This window comes from Methanobrevibacter sp. (assembly GCF_017539065.1).
In the GTDB taxonomy this organism is placed as follows: Archaea; Methanobacteriota; Methanobacteria; order Methanobacteriales; family Methanobacteriaceae; genus Methanocatella.
In genome coordinates this window covers 134,195-151,783 of record NZ_JAFYHP010000016.1, presented here as the reverse complement: position 1 = coordinate 151,783, position 17,589 = coordinate 134,195, and the positions used below count along the sequence as shown (strand labels likewise).

Genomic DNA, 17,589 nt, shown 5'->3' with positions numbered 1-17,589 from the left:
CACTATAAGTTGATTTTTTTATCTTTTAATTTTTCAAGAATTTGTACCAATTCCGGATTATCTATTGAAAATATTTCACCGGCTAGTACTGCGGCATTTTTTCCATTGTTTATACCGACAGTCGCGACAGGCACTCCTGGTGGCATACTGACGGTTGTGAGTAAATAATCATCACCATTTTCATTGGTACATGGAACTCCAATAACCGGTCTTGCAGTAAGGCCTACAAGTCCTCCTGTGACTTGTGATGAATTGGAACTAACTCCAATGAAAATTTTAGCGTTTTTCATAGACTTTACATAGTTAATAAATTTTTTATTTGATCTGATTGGACAGACGACTTTCATGTCGTATGTAATATTAAGTCTTTCAAGTAAGCTGGTTATTTTTTTAGCGATTATCATATCGGTTTGTCTGCCGACAATAATCGCCACTTCGGCATCCTTATTTTTACACCCGCTATTGTTCTCATCATATTCTGCCTTATTTATTTCTATATCTTTAATTCTGATAAAGTCATTTTCAATGAAAGGCCTATCAATAGCCTGAATAATGCTCTCATTACTTTCAATTACTTTTGTAGCATACTCTTTTCTTAGTTTAATAACTTTCTTATGCACTTCATCATTATGAAGACCAATAAATTGAGCAGCTAGTATTGCAGCATTATCCCCTCTATTAATTCCAACTGTAGCGATGGGAGACGGGTAAGGCATTTGCACAATTGATTGTAAAGCATCCATTCCACCAGTGGCAACATCAACTGGAACTCCAATGACAGGTCTTGGAGTAAAAGCGGCAATCGTACCGGGCAGGTGCGCAGCCAATCCTGCAATTCCAATAAATACTTCAATTCCAGCATCAGTACCTTGAGTTACAATTTCACGAACAAGATTTGGAGTTCTGTGGGCTGATGCGATTTTTAAACTATATGGTATTTCTAATTTATCTAATATGTCCATTGCTTTTTCAGCAATAGCAATATCTGATCCACTTCCAAGAATAATCATTATCTTTGGTGTCATTAAAAAATCCCTTCTAAAATAAATTTTACAATTACTATAAAGTATTAATTTTAAAATATATTAAACTATCATTAAAAAATTTATTATTTCTATTTTTTTATAATTTGATATTACTTAGTAATTTTTTGTTTTTATTTGTAAAAACATTTATAACTATTTAAATTAAAAAACTATTAATGTAGAAATTGAAAATGGTGAATTTAAATTGTATTGGTTTTTAGTAATTATTGTATTTTTACTCGCGGGCATAAAAACTCAAAAACCTAAAAAATACCAAAAGGTTTCAGTAATTATCCCAGCTTACAACGAAGAGGAAACAGTAGCTAAAGTCGTTGAAGTAGTTAAAAAAGTATCTTTTGTTGATGAAATCCTCGTTGTCAATGATGGATCTTCTGATAATACCGAAGCGGAAGCAATTAAAGCGGGGGCTCGTGTAATTACTCATGAAACTAACAAAGGTAAGGGTGAAGCATTATACACAGGTTATAATGAAGCGGAATGTGATATTATAGCATTTATTGATGCGGATATTCAAAATTTAACTTCAAAAAAAGTTGAAGCAATGATCATGCCTATTTTAGAAGGAAAAACTGATATAACTAAAACAAAATTCGCACGTGCTCATGGGCGCGTAACCGAACTTACCGCAAAGCCGCTTTTAAACTTTTTCTTCCCGGAAATTTCATTTGAACAACCTTTGAGCGGTCAGTTTGCGGCACGTAAAGAAGTATTGAGAAGGATTAATTTTGAACCGGACTACGGTGTAGATGTGGGTATTGTTATTGATGCTGATGTATTGGGCATTTCAATAACTGAAGTAGATATTGGGGCAATTGAACATGACATGTCTCCATTATCAGACTTGAATTTAATGGCAAATGAAGTTGTAAGAACAATTATAAATCGTGCTAATAAATATGGCCGCGTTATCATGATTGATGACATTGGTTATTTTATTCGTATGTCAATTGTTGGATTGTCTTTAGTGATTTTAGGTTTATTTACAATATTTTTCGTCAGTTTTGTTCCGTTGGCCATAGGAATAATGATCACTGTAATTGGTCTTATTATAGCGATGTATTATATTGTAAAAGTTATTGTAAAGTCTATTGTAATGTTTAAAAAGACACCTAAGGGAAATTTAGTCAAATCCTTTGTTAAAATTCACTTTCCATTGATTATATCAATTATTCTTTTGCTTTTAATGATTTCAACATTTATTGGGGCAGCGCATTTTGAAAATGGTGTTTTGTCAATTGAGCCTAACTCTAGAAATTTAATTGTTTATGCGGACGACTCTCAAAGGGATAATCCTATTTCTGTAAGGGGTCCTTACACAGTTGATGCCGCTATTGAAGATGAGTCTGATCAAATACGCATGCCTGCTGATGCGATGATGACATTGGGCGTTAAAGCTAATGATACGATACAAGTAGATGATACTCTGTATTTAATTAATGAAACTAGAGACGGAGAACCGAATATATTGAGATTACCTAATGAGGTTAAAGACTTTTTCAATTTAGAAGAAGGCAACGTTATTCAAAATAGCCGTTTAAAAGAGGTATTTGAATCATCTACAATAACCCATAGTTATGAAAGTGAAAATTGCACGGTTGATGAAAAATATGTTGTTTCTTCAAGAAATGTTAGGGCATCCACTTATGAAATCTTTTTAGATAACCATTCTGTTGTTTATTCATCAGGAATATTTAAAAAGAACTCTACTTATGATATTACTGTAAATAATGAATTTATTACTTCATTTAACTTTGAAAAGAATAGTAATGTTACTTTTTATTATCAAAATCACACTATTGACATATACTTTAAGGATTTAAATACTACATCTATTAAAAAGCCTGTACGTGCAAATCAGGGCGATTTCTTGAATATTGATATTTAAAAAAAATAAGTTAAAATCTAGAAGTTAATTCTAGATTTCTTTTTCATAAGCTTTAACAGCTTCTTCAACATCATCATAAAGACCAAGTGCAGCAAGAGCACCAACTTTACCTTGTTCTCCTGTAACTGCAATCAACGGAATGTTTAATTCATTTGCAACATATTCTGCTGTTTCAACATCCATCATTCCGGATTTGGTAGCTATTGAATATTCTCTTAATTTTTCAGGAATATCTAAACCTTCCAAGATAGCTATTGCTGTTTTATCAGATAAAGTATCTCTCTTTAAAATTTCGATAACTCTATCAATCAACTCCTGTTTTTTGGATTCTTCTACAGCAAAAGTTAAAGCAATTGAAACACAATTTTGGGTTTTATGAGGGTTGTGCGGATATAGTTGAACAATAATGTGATCTAAATATTCGAATCCTTCACTTGCAAGTTCAACACCAAGGTTATGGGCCATAGTCCAGGTAGCACCCGCATCTTTAGTATCGGTATCATCAACACCGATAACTAATTTCTCAAGTTTAGGTGTAACAACTGTGGCTTTCCCTGCTTTTGAGCCTCCTCCTACTTGAATTAGCTCAACGTATTTAACGCCTTCACCCATTCCCCTACACATTCCTGCTCCAACACCTGCTCCTGCAAGACCAGCATGTGTGACTTTTACTTCATCGCCATCAACAACAATTTCATCAATTCCGGCAGCATTGAAACTGGCTTTTAAATCTAAAGGAGCCTTGCCAACGTGACATTTGTAAACGTGTTTGTTTCCGTCACGGTAAGCGGAATCAATAAGTTCAGAATTGTTTCTGTATTGATGTAATAACCAATGTGATCCTGAAATGCATGGATGGTATTCCACGATTTCTACTTTATCACCGTCAACCATAGTCAATACTTTTTCGTATGGTGCAATCCATGGGTCATTAAATTTTTCTTTTAATTCGTTAGGTTTTAAAATTTCCATTTAATCACTAGATTTCTTTTAATCTGTCGCACATTTTAATAGCCGCTTCAACAGCACTTTTAGCGTTTTTAACACGTCTGTGAGCATCCATTCTGGTCATACCTGGGCCGGTAATGCCGAGTGCTACTGGAGTGTCATATTCAAGTGCTAAATCAGCAATTTTACGAGAAGCATGTTGTGCCACGATTTGGTCGTGGTCAGTTGCACCTTCAATCACGGCACCAAGAGTAATAATTGCATCGTATTCCCCTTTTTGCAATAATTTTTTAATTACAAGCGGCATATCGAACACGCCTGGAACTGCAACTACTTTAGTAATTTCACAGCCTCTGTTTTTTGCTTCTGCTTGAGCGAGTTCTAACATCATTTGTGTGATATCATAATTAAATTCAGCAACTACTGCTGCTATTTCGTATTTTGTCATTTTTATCAATCCTCTTTTTATGTTTACATTCCACCACTAAATATAATGAGTAAAAATCCTGCTACCCCACTCACTACCATAATAAATATGATAAAAAGTGCTGCAAGTTGCATTCTGTTCATTTTTTTAAATTTTTTTAAATCCATATTATTTTTCTCCAATTTCATTTATAGATTATTTATAACTTCACCAGTTAATTCATCAGTTGTTGCTGAACCGCCTAAATCACCAGTTAAAGTATTAGCATCATTCAGTACTTTTAATATTGAAGCTTCGAATCTATCGGCTTCATTATTTTCACCTAAATATCTAAGCATCATTATCGCTGAAAGCATCATCGCAATTGGATTAGCTTTGTTTTGACCGGCTATATCCGGTGCTGAACCATGAACAGGTTCAAATAATGCTCCATCTTCTCCGATATTTGCTGATGGAATTAAACCAAGTCCTCCAACAAGACCGGCTCCTTCATCAGATAAAATATCTCCGAAAAGATTTGTTGTGACAATAACTTCAAAACTTTCAGGTTGTGTAATGAGATACATTGCTGTTGCATCCACATAAAAGTCCTCTGTTGCAATATCTGGATAATCTTTTGCAACTTCATAGAAAATTTCTCTAAACAAACCATCAGTCTTTTTCAACACATTAGCTTTATGAACTGCTGTTACTTTTGTCTTATTATTATCTTTAGCATATTTGAATGCATAATTTATAATGCGCCTTTCTGCTTCTTTTGTGATAATACGTCTTGCAATTGCTCCATCATCAGTATATGATTCTTCATCAGCAATATACATTCCTTCTGTGTTTTCACGCACAATCATAAAGTCAATGTTATCAAATAATGAATTAGTATTAGGATAAGATTTTACAGGTCTTAAATTAGCAAACATTTTCATTTCTTGGCGTATTTTTACAATAACATCAGCCGCAGTTTCACCAGCCGCACCAAATAAACACGCATCACATTCTCGTATGATTTCTAAAGTTTCACTAGGTAGTGCAGTTCCGGTTTTTTCGAGGCATTCATCTCCGGCGTCACCAAAAACGTACTCAAAATCAATATTTAAGTTATCTAAAACTTTCAATGTTGATTGCATAACCTCTTTACCGATTCCATCTCCCGGAACAACTGCAATTTTGTAACTATTTGTTTTTGAGGTACTCAATTAAACCACCTTGATTTAGAATTTCTAACATGAATGGAGGCAATTTTTTGAATTTTATTTCTTCTCCATTCTGGGATGTTATTGTAGCATTTTCCATATCTACTTCAATACTGTCTCCATCTTCTATGAGTTCACTAATTCCTGGGGCTTCAAGAAGCGGAACCCCCACATTTGTAGCGTTTCTGTAAAATATTCTTGCAAAAGACTCAGCAATTACAGCGGATACTCCAACACCTTTAAGGGCAATTGGCGCATGTTCACGAGAAGATCCGCATCCAAAATTTTTACCTGCAACAATAAAATCACCTTTGCTACATTTATTATTAAAATCTGGATCTAAACCCTCCATACAATGTTGGGAAAGGGTTTCTTCATCAGTATAGATTAAATATCTTCCAGGAACTATTATGTCTGTGTCAATATCGTCTCCAAATTTCCATACTCGACCTTTCATAATATCACTCCGGCGCAACAATTTTTCCTTCAATAGCTGAAGCAGCGGCTACAGCCGCAGAAGATAAATAAACTTCACCTTCAGGCGAACCTTGTCTTCCTTTGAAGTTTCTGTTAGATGTTGAAAGGCTTACTTCACCAGGTCCGATAATTCCGGTATGTCCTCCAAGACATGGGCCACAGCAAGGAGCGGATACAAGTGCTCCTGCTTCAACAAATATTTTAAGCAATCCTTCGTCTAATGCTTTTGAATAAATTTCTTTTGATGCTGGAATAATTAGCATTCTTGTTCCATTAGCTATTTTATTGCCTTTCAATATTTTCGCAGCATCTCTTAAGTCATTAAGTCTACCATTTGTACATGAACCTAAAAATACTTGGTCAATTTCCACATCAACCTCACTAATTGGTTTGACATTGTCAACATTGTGAGGACAAGCTATTTGAGGCTCTAAATCGTTAACATCAATATCAATTATATTAAGAGAAGGTGAATCCAAATCACTTTTAAATATTTTATAAGGTTTATTAGAACGTTTTTCAACATATTCGATAGTTTTTTTATCAGGTTCTACTAAACCGGTCTTTCCACCCATTTCAATTGCCATATTACATAAAACCATTCTGTCTGAAACATCCATGTTGGCAACGGTTTCACCTGCAAATTCGCAGGCTTTATATGTTGAACCATCTGCACCCATTTTACCAATAATATGTAAAATAACATCTTTTGCATAAACATTATCTTTTAATTCACCAGTAATGTTAAATCTATTTGTTTCGGGCACTTTAAACCATAAGTTACCTTCAGCAAATACCATAGCCATGTCTGTTGAACCAATACCTGTTGCAAATGCTCCTAAAGCACCATGAGTACATGTATGTGAGTCTGCACCTACAATAACCTCTCCTGGCACAACGTGGCCAAGTTCAGGCAGAATTTGATGACAAACACCTGCATTAACATCATAAAAATGCTTGATATTCTGTTTTTTTACAAATTCTCTCATCAAGATATGGTTGTTGGCCGAATCTATAGAATCAGCCGGAACTTGATGATCAAAAGGAATAACAATTTTTGATGAATCCCATACTTTTTCTGCTCCTATTTTCTCAAAAGATTGAACTGAAAGAGGACCAGTCAAATCATGGGTCATTGCAACATCAATATTTGCAATAATAATGTCCCCAGCTTCAACTTTATCATTTCCGGAAGCTCTTGCAAGTATTTTCTCAGACATTGTTGGCATATTACTAACCTCTTAATAATGATAGTTATTTTTATTTATCAAAATATATAAACTCTTTTTAATATTTATATATAATGTTTAACAAAGATAAAATTCATGAGCAACTCATTTTTGAAAAGATTTAAAAAAGAAGAAGAGCCTCCTGAAATTGAGGAGCCAACTCCTGTCTGGGAAGATAGGATTTTTTGGGTTTCAACACTACAAAAAATAGCATTTCCTGTTTTAAATAATTTGGCTAGAGGTTCACTTAGAAAAAACATGCCTTTTGAGTCAAACAGTTCACAAGGACAGAAATTTTCATACTTTGAAGCCTTTGCTCGTGTTTTTAATGGAATTGCCCCTTGGTTAGAATTAGGTATAGATTCTTCTGAAGAGGGAAGAACTCGTGAAAAATATATTAATTTAACATTGAAATCCATTACTAATGCGGTTAATCCAAATAATAATGATTATATTTTTGTTGTAGAACCTAAACAATCTTTAGTTGAGGTTGCTTTATTTGCTCAAGGATTACTCAGAGCGAAAAACGAAATTTGGCTTAATCTACCAATGGATATTCAAGCAAGAATTATTCGTGAACTTAAAAATACAAGGATTATAGCACCTTACGAAAATCATTGGTTATTATTTACATCAATGATTGAAGCAGCTCTTTTAGAATTCACTGGTGAATGTGATAAGGAAAGATTAACATACGCTATTTCCAAATTCAGAGATGAATTTTACATTGGGGATTCAATTTACAGTGATGGTGAAGATTTCGAATCAAATTATTATAACAGTTTGATTATTCATCCAATGCTCAACGATATTTTGGCAGTAATGAGAAAATATGGTCTTCCTGATGGGGAATTTTTAGATGTTCAATTAATGAGGTCTTCTAGATTGTCCTCTCAATTAGAAAGAGTTATTTCACCTGAAGGAACTTATCCACTTTTAGGCAAATCCCTATCATATCGTTGTGGTGTTTTCCACTTACTTTCACAAGCGGCATTACTAAAAATTTTACCAAGAAATATTTCACCGGCACAAGTCAGAAGCGCACTTACAAAAGTTATACAAAGACAATTCAATGGTAATCAAAACTTCAATACTGAAGGATGGTTAATTTGTGGATTAAATGCTTCTCAAGTTGAATTATGCGAAGATGATATTAATACTGGTAGTCTTTATGCATGTTGTGCGGTATTTTTAGCTTTAGGTTTAAAATCCGATGATGTATTTTGGAGTTCTCCTTTCCAAGAATGGAGTAGTCTAAAAGCATGGAATGGGCATCTAATACAACCAGACCAACCTATTAATTTTTAATTTAGTTCATATAAGTTCCCGTAATTAAATAATTTAATTTCGCTTGGAACTTCTTTTATTATATTTTTTGTATCAAAGATAATGGCGCTAGTCATATTTTTGGAAATTAAATCGTAATCAAGATTTTTGAACTCGTCATGATCACACAATATTAAAATTAAATCAGCATCTTCTGTGGCCTCTTCTAGACTAACAAAATTAGGATTATCTATATGGGGGTCATGAATAGCTATTTCATAATCACTGCTTAATTCAGCAATTATCTCATAAGCCGGACTTTCTCTATCGTCACCGGTATTTCCTTTATATGAAACACCTAATACGGCGATTTTACCGTTAGGAATAATCTTTTTAACATAACTGCACACGAACTCCGGCATTGAATTATTGGTATCACGAGCTAGTTTGATAATTTTTGCGGTTTCAGGTGCTTTTGCATAAATAAAATAAGGGTCAATTGCAAGGCAATGGCCTCCGACACCCGGTCCCGGTGAGTGCAAGTTAACTCTTGGATGTTTGTTAGCCATTTCGATAACATCAAGTGCGTTTACACCAATTTCAGCACAAATTTTTGCAAGTTCATTTGCAAGAGCAATGTTAACGTCTCGAAATGTGTTTTCCATACATTTTGATAATTCAGCGGTTTTTGCTTCGGTTAACATTAAATCCCCTTTAACAAACTGGCCATATACTTCACTTGCTTTAATGGCACATTCTGGTGTTACTCCACCAATTATGCGGTCATTATGTATTAATTCTTCAATTATTTTTCCGGGAAGAACTCTTTCAGGGCAATGGGCCAGATATAGATCTTTGCCTATTGTAAAACCTTCTTTTTCAAAAATAGGTTTAATGGTCTCATCTGTAGACATTGGAGCTATTGTTGATTCAATTATTACAATATTTCCTTTTTCAAGGTAAGGCAATATTGATTCACATGCTGTTATAACGTAACTTAAATCGCAGCTGTAATTTTCAGCAATATATGGAGTCGGAACGGTAATTATGAAAGCATCAGCTTTTTCAGGAGTTAGGCTTGCTGTGTATACTTTTTGTTCTACTGCTTTTTTGATAATGTCAGCTATTCCAGGCTCTTCAATATGAATTATTCCATTATTTAGGTTTTTAATCATTTCTTCAGATATGTCCACTCCAACTACTTCACAGTGGTTACGGCAAAAGAGCGCCGCTGTTGGAAGTCCAATATATCCTTGACCAATAATACATACTTTCATAATTCTAACTCCTTTCTATAAATATTACATTTAATATATATAAAAACTAATTATTAAAGTTTTAAGTGATTACTATGAAGATTTTAATAACAGGTTCTAATGGAATGCTGGGCCATGATTTAATTAATGTTTTAGATGAAAGGCATGATCTAATTCTTACAACTTCAAAAATAATGGATATTACAAATAAAAAACAGACAATCGAATATATTTGTAATGTTAAACCCGACATTGTTATTAATTCAGCAGCTTATACTGATGTTGATGGGTGTGAAGAGAAACATGAGTTAGCTTATAGGGTTAATGGTGAAGGGGTCGGAAATTTGGCTTTGGCTTGTAGGGAAGTGGATTGTCCGTTAGTTCATATAAGCACTGATTATGTTTTTGATGGCAGTGCAACTGAACCAATACAGGAAGATGGCGAAATTGGGCCAATAAGCATTTACGGCAAAAGCAAACTCAAAGGAGAAGAGGCAATACAAGAAATTCTTGATAAATATTTCATAGTAAGAACTGCTTGGCTATATGGAATCAACGGTCGCAATTTCCCAAAAACAATGCTTGAATTAGCTGAAAATCACTCTGAAATCACTGTTGTATATGATGAAGTTGGAACTCCGACTTATACTTTGGATTTGGCAAGAGGAATCGGCGAATTAATTGAAACGGATTATTATGGAATTTATCATTTAACTAATTCCGGAAGCTGTTCATGGTGTGAATTTGCAAAATACATTTTTGAAATAGCAGGAAAGGACGTTAATGTCATTCCTGTTACAGCATCGGAGTTTGCAAGGCCGGCACCAAGGCCAAGCTATTCTGTTCTGGAAAATAAAAATTGGATTGAGAAAGGATTTAAACCACTTAGGGATTATAAAGATGCAATAAAAGAGTATATTGAGTTGATAATATGAATAAAAGATTAGTTTTAATCATTGCGTTAATCGTTGCAATATTTAGTATTTCTGCTGTGAGTGCAGGATTTTTTGACTTTTTAAATTTTGGTGATGATTCAACTGATGTCAACGTTGTTGAAGATGGCCAATATTGTACTGTAGATGAAGTTGCGGCATATATCAAAGAGTTTCATAAGCTTCCAAGCAATTATATAACAAAAAATGAAGCGAGGGACCTGGGCTGGAATGGAGGACCACTTAAAAAATATGCTCCGGGAAAAAGTATAGGTGGAGATACATTCACTAATCGTCAACACATACTTCCAGACAGCGATTCAAAATACATTGAATGTGATATTAATGCTAACGGAACTAGTCGTGGAGCTGAGAGAATAGTTTACAATACAGGCGATTATAAAGTATATTACACTGATGATCATTATAATACATTTACAGAGGTTTAAAAATGCAATTGGATGGAAATTTAATTAAAAAAGAGGGCCATGACTATTTGATGGAAGCATTAGGTTTACCAGATTATTATGGAAAAAATTTAGATGCATTATATGATTGTCTCACTGAGATGGATTGCGAAATTGATTTAATTAATGCAGACGAAGTTGATGAGGAGATTATTGAAACTTTTAAAGATGCAGCTAATGAGAACGAATCATTAAAATTTAATATAATATGAAAAATAAAGTGATATTATGAAAGGTATTGTATTAGCTGGCGGTTCTGGAACTCGTTTATATCCTATTACCAAAGCGATTTCTAAACAATTATTGCCACTTTATGATAAGCCAATGATTTATTATCCTATTTCAGTTTTAATGCTTGCAGGTATCAAAGAAATTCTGATTATTTCAACTCCTAGGGATTTACCAATGTTTAAGGATTTGTTAGGGGATGGATCAAGTTTAGGTATCAGATTTGAATATGCAGCTCAAGAAAATCCAAACGGTCTTGCAGAAGCATTTATAATAGGTGAAGATTTCATAGGTGATGATAATGTTGCACTAATTTTAGGCGATAACATATTTCATGGACACAGATTCACTGAAATTCTTGAAAGAGCAATTAGTCTAGATGAAGGTGCTGTAATATTTGGTTATTATACTAATAATCCCGAAGCTTTTGGCGTTGTTGAATTTGATGATGAGTGGAATGTATTGTCTATTGAAGAAAAGCCAAAGGAACCAAAATCAAATTATATAGTCCCCGGACTTTATTTCTATGATAATGATGTAATTGAAATTGCAAAAAATGTCGAACCATCTGAAAGAGGTGAAGTTGAAATTACATCAGTTAATGAAGAATATTTAAAGCGCGGAAAACTTAAGGTAGAGTTACTGGGTCGTGGCATGGCATGGCTAGATACAGGAACTCATGAGGGTCTTCTTGAAGCAGCAAACTTCATTGAAACAGTTCAAAAAAGACAAAGTCTTTACATTGCGTGTCTTGAAGAAATTGCATATCTTAAGGGATACATTGATGAAAAACAATTATTGAAAACAGCTAATGAGCTTAAAAAAACAGATTATGGCGAATACTTATTTAAATTATCTAAAAGGTGTAATGATGGGTAAATTTAAATTCATAGAAACTGAAATTGAAGGCATGTTTGTGGTTGAGCCTACTGTTTTTGAAGACAATAGAGGATACTTCATGGAAACATATCAGGAAAATGAATTTAAAGAAGCGGGTCATGATTTAACTTTCGTTCAAGATAACCAATCAAAATCAACAAAAGGAGTATTAAGAGGCCTACATTTACAATTAAAATATCCGCAAGGAAAGTTAGTGCGTGTTATTAAAGGTAAAGTCTTTGATGTTGGCGTCGACTTGAGGGGAGATTCCCCGACTTATGGCAAGTGGCATGGTGAGATTTTATCTGAAGAGAATAAAAAACAAATGTATATTCCGCCAAAATTTGCCCATGGGTTTTTAGTATTGTCTGATGAGGCCGAATTTTTATATAAATGTACAGAATTCTATCATGGTGAAGATGAAAGTGGAATTAAATGGGATGATGAAGATATTGGAATTGATTGGCCATTAGATGGAATAGATGAGTTAATTTTATCAGAAAAGGATAAGGAATTTAAATGCTTCAAAGAATCTCAAATTAAATATTAGTGATTATTATGACAAATATTTTAGTAACAGGCGGAGCAGGATTTATTGGAAGTAATTTTGTAAGATACATGGTTAATAAATACTCAGATTATCATATAATTAATTTAGATGCTCTTACATACTGCGGAAACCTTGAAAACTTAAAAGATATTGAAGATAAAGATAATTACACTTTTGTTAAAGGTGATATTAGGGATAAAAGTGTCGTTGATGATTTAGTTCAAAAATGTGATTATGTTATTAACTTTGCAGCTGAAACCCATGTTGATAGAAGTATAACAGATCCGGAAATATTTATTAAATCAAATGTCTTGGGAACTCAAGTACTTTTAAATGCAGCTAAAGAATATGGTGTGGATAGATACATTCAAATTTCTACTGATGAAGTTTACGGCACTTTAGGCAAAAATGGATATTTCACTGAAACTACTCCATTACAACCTAATAGTCCATATTCAGCTTCTAAAGCTGGTGGGGATTTTATTACAAGAGCATACTTTGAAACTTTTGATTTACCAATAAATATTACACGTTGTTCAAATAATTATGGGCCTTATCAATTTCCAGAAAAATTAATTCCTTTAATGATTTCAAATACTTTAGAAGATAAAAAGTTACCCGTTTATGGTGATGGAAAAAATATTCGCGATTGGTTACATGTACATGACCATTGTACCGCTATTGATTTAGTTTTGCATGAGGGAAAAGTTGGTGAAGTCTATAACATTGGCGGAAACAATGAGAAAGAAAACATTTTTATTGTTAAATTAATTCTTGAAACATTAGGTAAAGATGAATCATTAATCGAATTTGTAACTGACCGATTAGGCCATGACAGACGTTATGCAATTGATTCAACAAAAATTCAAGAAGAATTAGGTTGGTCACCAGATTATACCTTTGAAATTGGTATTAAAGAAACAATTCAATGGTATCTTGATAATCAGGATTGGACTAATCAAGTTAAGAGCGGAAAATATCAGGAGTATTATAAAGAAATGTACGAAAATAGATAGTGATTTTACACTTGAAATACACCTCTTAATTTTATAATGTTCATTTTTTTATTATTTTTTTTAATTTTGTTTAAATAATTTAATTGATTGAATAGATTATATTTATCCTTTTTCATCATGAAATCTAATAAATTTCATTGAATTTAAGATAATTTTATATATTACTATTCATTAATATTCTTAATTGTATATACATTAAATTATTGGGAAAATGGTGATTAAATGTTGGAGCAATATTTGCCTTTTGTGGGACTAATTGTATTTGGAAATATTGAAAACTTGGTTTTATCCTCACAAGGTGTTGTAGCAGGTGTTAATCCCCTTAAATTAGGAATTGCAAGTTTTATTTGTGTTGCTTTATGGTTGCTTATTGGGACTTTAGGAACACAACTATTAATTGATTATGTTGATTTTATTGATTTCATTGGTGGACTAGCTATTTTTATTTTAGGAGCCCAAGCAATGATAACTTCTATAAGGGGCGAATGATATGGATCCAGAAATTAAACATTTTTTACCTTTATTAGTTTTTGGAAACATTGAAAACTTAATTTTAGCAGCTCAAGGTGTCGCAGCCCATGTTGATCCAGTCGTTTTAGCTATTTTAAGTTTTATAGCTGTAATTTGCTGGCTTTTAATCGGAACCTTTGGTACAAGGTTCGCCATGAAATATGCTAGGTACATTAATTTTATAGGTGGTTTGGCAATTTTCATTTTAGGTATTCAAGCAATGGCTGAGTCAATTCCGGGAATGATAGCATTTTTCCACTAGATAATCATGTCATATTTAAAACATAAGGTTTATGGTTTAATCTTTAAGCTATTCAACCATAATGATGTTGAAAAAAATAGAGTTTCTTTCATTATTGATTCTAGAGAATCCTTTAAAGGAAATTTAGATTATATCAAAAAAGAATTTGAAAAAAGAGGAGATTTCAAATTCCACTTTTTTTATAAAGACAAATTATCTTTTAATAGTTTTAAAAAATTATCAAGCTCCAAATATATCTTCTTAAACGATAACTTTTTCCCGCTTGCCTTCATGGATTTTAAAGATGAAAATACTATTGTACAGTTATGGCATGCTCCGGGGGCTTCAAAAAAATTTGGAGGATCTGTCGATTTAGAAAGTCGAGAAATTTTAAGTAAAATTTCTGACAATACCGATTATTTAATTGTTACTTCAAAAAATATCATTGAATATTATAGTGAAGCTTTTCAAATGTCTAATGATAAGATAAAACCGTTAGGCCTCCCAAGAATGGATTATTATTTTGAAAATCATGATTTAGATAAATTAAAACAAGATTTTTGTCAAAAAGTAAATATTCCGCCGGATAAAAAAATCATTTTATATGCTCCAACCTTTAGAGATGAAGAAAAATATAATAATGTATTCGATTTCCTCGATTTAGAGAAATTTAATCAGGAATTAGGTTCGGAGTATGTTTTAGCTTTAAGACTTCATCCCAAAATTAAGAATTTTTATAAAGAGGATATTTCATCCAATAGCCGATATGTCGATGTAAGCGATTTTGAAAGCGAACAGGAATTAATGTTAATCAGCGATATTTTAATCACTGATTACTCATCTATAATGATTGAATATTCTGTTTTAAATAAGCCTACAGTATTTTTCACTTATGATTTAGATTATTATTTAGCTAATGAACGTGGATTTTACTATGATTTTAAAACAACCGTTCCCGGACCAATTGTTTACACATCAGATGAATTGATTGACGTAATAAAAGATGGCCGGTTTGATAAAGGCAAGATATCCGATTTTGTTAAAACACAATTTGATGAAATTGATGGCCATTCATCTGAAAGAATCGTAGATTACTTATTAAATAGAGGTTGATAAAATGGATAATTTTAAAGTTAGCGTAATTGTTCCAGTTTACAATGCTTCACAGTATATAAGTAAAACTTTAGATTCAATCATTACTCAAGATTTTGATGGTTTTGAAATCATCGTCGTTGATGATGGCTCAACTGACGATAGTCTAGAAATAATTAATCACTGTTTAGGCGATTGTAAAATACCACATAAAGTTATCCACCAAGAAAACAAGGGGGTTAGTGTTGCAAGAAATGTCGGTATTGATGAGTCACAAGGGGATTATTTAGTTTTTGTTGATGCAGATGATTATATTTCAAAAAATCACCTGTCAAGCTTATATAATGGCAAAACAGATTTTAGCTTAACATTATATGCTAAAAAAGAAGGAGAAAAACTAACAAATCTTGATACCTATCCGCAAAATCTGATTTCGACTTATGACTTCATTAAGATGGAGTTGAATATGCAAATCACTTTCAATTTCTTCCAACTAATGTATAAGGCGGATATAATTAAAAATAATAATATTAAATTCACTCCAGGCACGATTTATGGTGAAGATACAGAATTTGCACACAAAGCATTAAACTATGGTGATGAGATAGCTATTAACAATGAAGTAACTTATTATTATGTCCAGCACTCAGATTCAGCAATTAAAACAAGCGAATATAAAAGATTCGGCATTGTTAAAATTTTTGAGGGAATAGGTGAATTTTACAGAAAAAATAATAAACCTGAACTTGCTGATTTGATAACAACTTCTAGAATTCCAAAAGCAATATTTGGAAATATGAACTTCTTTTTTTACAATGGTTATGATTTTGATGAAGTATTGAGTAAAATGAAGGAGTTGAATTTACTTGAAAAACTGTCTAAATTCCAAGGAGATAGTAAATTTAAATTAAAAATAAAATTATTTTTATTAAATCCAAAACTATACTATAAACTATGGAAAAAATTTAAAAATTCAATTTGATAACATGAAAGTTTCAGTCGTAACGCCAAATTATAATGGAGAAAGATTCTTAAAAACCTTTTTTGAGTCATTGAATAATGATTCGGAATTAATTGGGGAAGTTATTATAGTTGATAATGGATCAACTGATAACAGTAAAGAGTATATTAAAAACAGTTCATTCAATTTCCCTGTCATATTAATCGAAAACGAAGAGAACTTAGGTTTTTCTCCGGCGGTTAATCAAGGAATATCACAAGCTAAGTATGAATATATTTTTTCTCTAAATAATGATACTGAAATTAAAAAAGGTTCTATTAAGGCGTTGGTTGATTTAATCTCATCTGACAATAACATATTTTCTCTTCAGGCTAAAATGCTTCAATATAACAATAAAGATTTAATTGATGATGTTGGCGATGAGTATAATTTACTTGCTTGGACTAAAAAAACAGGCGAAAATCACAATTCAAACGAGTACACTGAGGTTTGCGAAATATTCTCCGCATGTGCTGGCGCAGCAATGTATAAAAAATCGCTCTTAAACGAAATTGGAATGTTTGATAATAATTTCTTTGCTTATATGGAAGATGTGGATTTGGCAATCAGGTCAAGAATAAATGGTTATAGGAATTTGTTATGTCCGGATGCGATAGTTTATCATATTGGCAGTGCAACAAGCGGAAGCAGATATAATGAATTTAAAGTTCGCCTGGCGGCTAGAAATAATGTCTGGGTTGTTTACAAAAACTTACCTGTTCCATTGAAAATTATTAATTTCATATTTTTATTTTTAGGATTTTTCATCAAATATTTGTTCTTTTTAAAAAAAGGGTTCGGTTCAATTTACTTGGCGGGTATTCGTGAAGGTTTATCTACAAGAAGTAAAATTCAAAAAGTCAAATTCGAATCCAAAAATACAAAAAACTATTTTAAAATCGAATACAGATTAATTATTAATACTTTTAAATTTTTAAAAAAATAATCAG

21 protein-coding genes are annotated in these 17,589 nt (G+C 32.5%); 13 read left to right on the top strand and 8 right to left on the bottom strand.

Going from position 1 to position 17,589, the window contains the following annotated elements:
- Positions 1-2 precede the first annotated feature (2 nt).
- Entirely contained in the window at positions 3-1,025 is a 1,023-nt protein-coding gene (gene purE / locus IKS50_RS04810) for a 5-(carboxyamino)imidazole ribonucleotide mutase (protein WP_292846183.1), read from the bottom strand.
- Between the two features lie 205 nt (positions 1,026-1,230).
- On the opposite strand from purE, the gene IKS50_RS04805 reads away from it, so the two are divergent.
- Entirely contained in the window at positions 1,231-2,931 is a 1,701-nt protein-coding gene (locus IKS50_RS04805) for a glycosyltransferase (protein WP_292846180.1), read from the top strand.
- Positions 2,932-2,961: 30 nt separating this feature from the next.
- Here IKS50_RS04805 and mmp11 read toward each other — a convergent pair whose 3' ends face one another.
- Genes mmp11 through hacA form a run of 6 tightly spaced genes read right to left on the bottom strand, consistent with a single transcriptional unit; the run spans position 2,962 to position 7,202 of the window.
- Positions 2,962-3,903 carry a methanogenesis marker protein 11 gene (mmp11, locus tag IKS50_RS04800; protein WP_292846177.1) on the bottom strand — a complete coding sequence of 314 codons (942 nt, stop codon included), beginning with the start codon at positions 3,901-3,903 and terminating at the stop codon, positions 2,962-2,964.
- Between the two features lie 7 nt (positions 3,904-3,910).
- Positions 3,911-4,327: a 6,7-dimethyl-8-ribityllumazine synthase gene (gene ribH / locus IKS50_RS04795; protein WP_116592980.1), complete on the bottom strand. Its 417-nt coding sequence runs from the start codon at positions 4,325-4,327 to the stop codon at positions 3,911-3,913.
- 23 nt (positions 4,328-4,350) lie between these two features.
- Positions 4,351-4,473 (bottom strand): hypothetical protein, encoded by a 123-nt coding sequence (locus IKS50_RS04790; RefSeq protein ID WP_292846172.1) that lies wholly within the window; start codon positions 4,471-4,473, stop codon positions 4,351-4,353.
- Between the two features lie 21 nt (positions 4,474-4,494).
- A complete protein-coding gene (locus tag IKS50_RS04785; protein WP_292846169.1) occupies positions 4,495-5,499 on the bottom strand; it encodes an isocitrate/isopropylmalate family dehydrogenase in 1,005 nt (334 codons plus the stop codon).
- Positions 5,477-5,953, bottom strand: coding sequence for a 3-isopropylmalate dehydratase small subunit (locus IKS50_RS04780; RefSeq protein ID WP_292846166.1), 477 nt, complete (start codon positions 5,951-5,953; stop codon positions 5,477-5,479). The genes IKS50_RS04785 and IKS50_RS04780 overlap by 23 nt, the downstream gene beginning before the upstream one ends.
- A 4-nt stretch (positions 5,954-5,957) precedes the next feature.
- Positions 5,958-7,202 carry a homoaconitase large subunit gene (gene hacA, locus IKS50_RS04775; protein ID WP_292846164.1) on the bottom strand — a complete coding sequence of 415 codons (1,245 nt, stop codon included), beginning with the start codon at positions 7,200-7,202 and terminating at the stop codon, positions 5,958-5,960.
- Between the two features lie 96 nt (positions 7,203-7,298).
- Between hacA and IKS50_RS04770 the strand changes: the two genes are divergently transcribed.
- Entirely contained in the window at positions 7,299-8,510 is a 1,212-nt protein-coding gene (locus tag IKS50_RS04770; protein WP_292846162.1) for a DUF2264 domain-containing protein, read from the top strand.
- On the opposite strand, the gene IKS50_RS04765 is transcribed toward IKS50_RS04770, so the two are convergent.
- The gene (locus tag IKS50_RS04765) at positions 8,507-9,745 is read right to left on the bottom strand and encodes a nucleotide sugar dehydrogenase (RefSeq protein WP_292846159.1); all 1,239 of its coding nucleotides are present in this window, start codon (positions 9,743-9,745) and stop codon (positions 8,507-8,509) included. The two genes, IKS50_RS04770 and IKS50_RS04765, sit on opposite strands and share 4 nt — an antisense overlap.
- A gap of 74 nt (positions 9,746-9,819) precedes the next feature.
- On the opposite strand from IKS50_RS04765, the gene rfbD reads away from it, so the two are divergent.
- From rfbD to IKS50_RS04710, 11 genes are all read left to right on the top strand, one after another.
- A complete protein-coding gene (gene rfbD / locus IKS50_RS04760; RefSeq protein WP_292846156.1) occupies positions 9,820-10,659 on the top strand; it encodes a dTDP-4-dehydrorhamnose reductase in 840 nt (279 codons plus the stop codon).
- A complete protein-coding gene (locus IKS50_RS04755; protein ID WP_292846153.1) occupies positions 10,656-11,105 on the top strand; it encodes a ribonuclease domain-containing protein in 450 nt (149 codons plus the stop codon). The genes rfbD and IKS50_RS04755 overlap by 4 nt, the downstream gene beginning before the upstream one ends.
- 2 nt (positions 11,106-11,107) lie before the next feature.
- The gene (locus tag IKS50_RS04750) at positions 11,108-11,335 is read left to right on the top strand and encodes a barstar family protein (protein WP_292846150.1); all 228 of its coding nucleotides are present in this window, start codon (positions 11,108-11,110) and stop codon (positions 11,333-11,335) included.
- A 16-nt stretch (positions 11,336-11,351) separates the two neighbouring features.
- Positions 11,352-12,230: a glucose-1-phosphate thymidylyltransferase RfbA gene (rfbA, locus tag IKS50_RS04745; RefSeq protein WP_292846147.1), complete on the top strand. Its 879-nt coding sequence runs from the start codon at positions 11,352-11,354 to the stop codon at positions 12,228-12,230.
- A complete protein-coding gene (gene rfbC / locus IKS50_RS04740) occupies positions 12,223-12,780 on the top strand; it encodes a dTDP-4-dehydrorhamnose 3,5-epimerase (protein ID WP_292846145.1) in 558 nt (185 codons plus the stop codon). Before rfbA ends, rfbC begins: the two co-directional genes overlap by 8 nt.
- 8 nt (positions 12,781-12,788) lie before the next feature.
- Positions 12,789-13,796, top strand: coding sequence for a dTDP-glucose 4,6-dehydratase (rfbB, locus tag IKS50_RS04735; protein ID WP_292846142.1), 1,008 nt, complete (start codon positions 12,789-12,791; stop codon positions 13,794-13,796).
- A gap of 222 nt (positions 13,797-14,018) precedes the next feature.
- Positions 14,019-14,285: a hypothetical protein gene (locus tag IKS50_RS04730; RefSeq protein WP_292846139.1), complete on the top strand. Its 267-nt coding sequence runs from the start codon at positions 14,019-14,021 to the stop codon at positions 14,283-14,285.
- Position 14,286: 1 nt separating this feature from the next.
- On the top strand, positions 14,287-14,568 hold the full coding sequence (locus IKS50_RS04725; RefSeq protein WP_292846136.1) for a hypothetical protein: 282 nt from the start codon (positions 14,287-14,289) through the stop codon (positions 14,566-14,568).
- A gap of 6 nt (positions 14,569-14,574) precedes the next feature.
- Entirely contained in the window at positions 14,575-15,660 is a 1,086-nt protein-coding gene (locus IKS50_RS04720; RefSeq protein WP_292846133.1) for a CDP-glycerol glycerophosphotransferase family protein, read from the top strand.
- Between the two features lie 4 nt (positions 15,661-15,664).
- Positions 15,665-16,621: a glycosyltransferase gene (locus IKS50_RS04715; protein ID WP_292846130.1), complete on the top strand. Its 957-nt coding sequence runs from the start codon at positions 15,665-15,667 to the stop codon at positions 16,619-16,621.
- 4 nt (positions 16,622-16,625) lie between these two features.
- On the top strand, positions 16,626-17,585 hold the full coding sequence (locus IKS50_RS04710; protein WP_292846127.1) for a glycosyltransferase family 2 protein: 960 nt from the start codon (positions 16,626-16,628) through the stop codon (positions 17,583-17,585).
- Positions 17,586-17,589 lie beyond the last annotated feature (4 nt).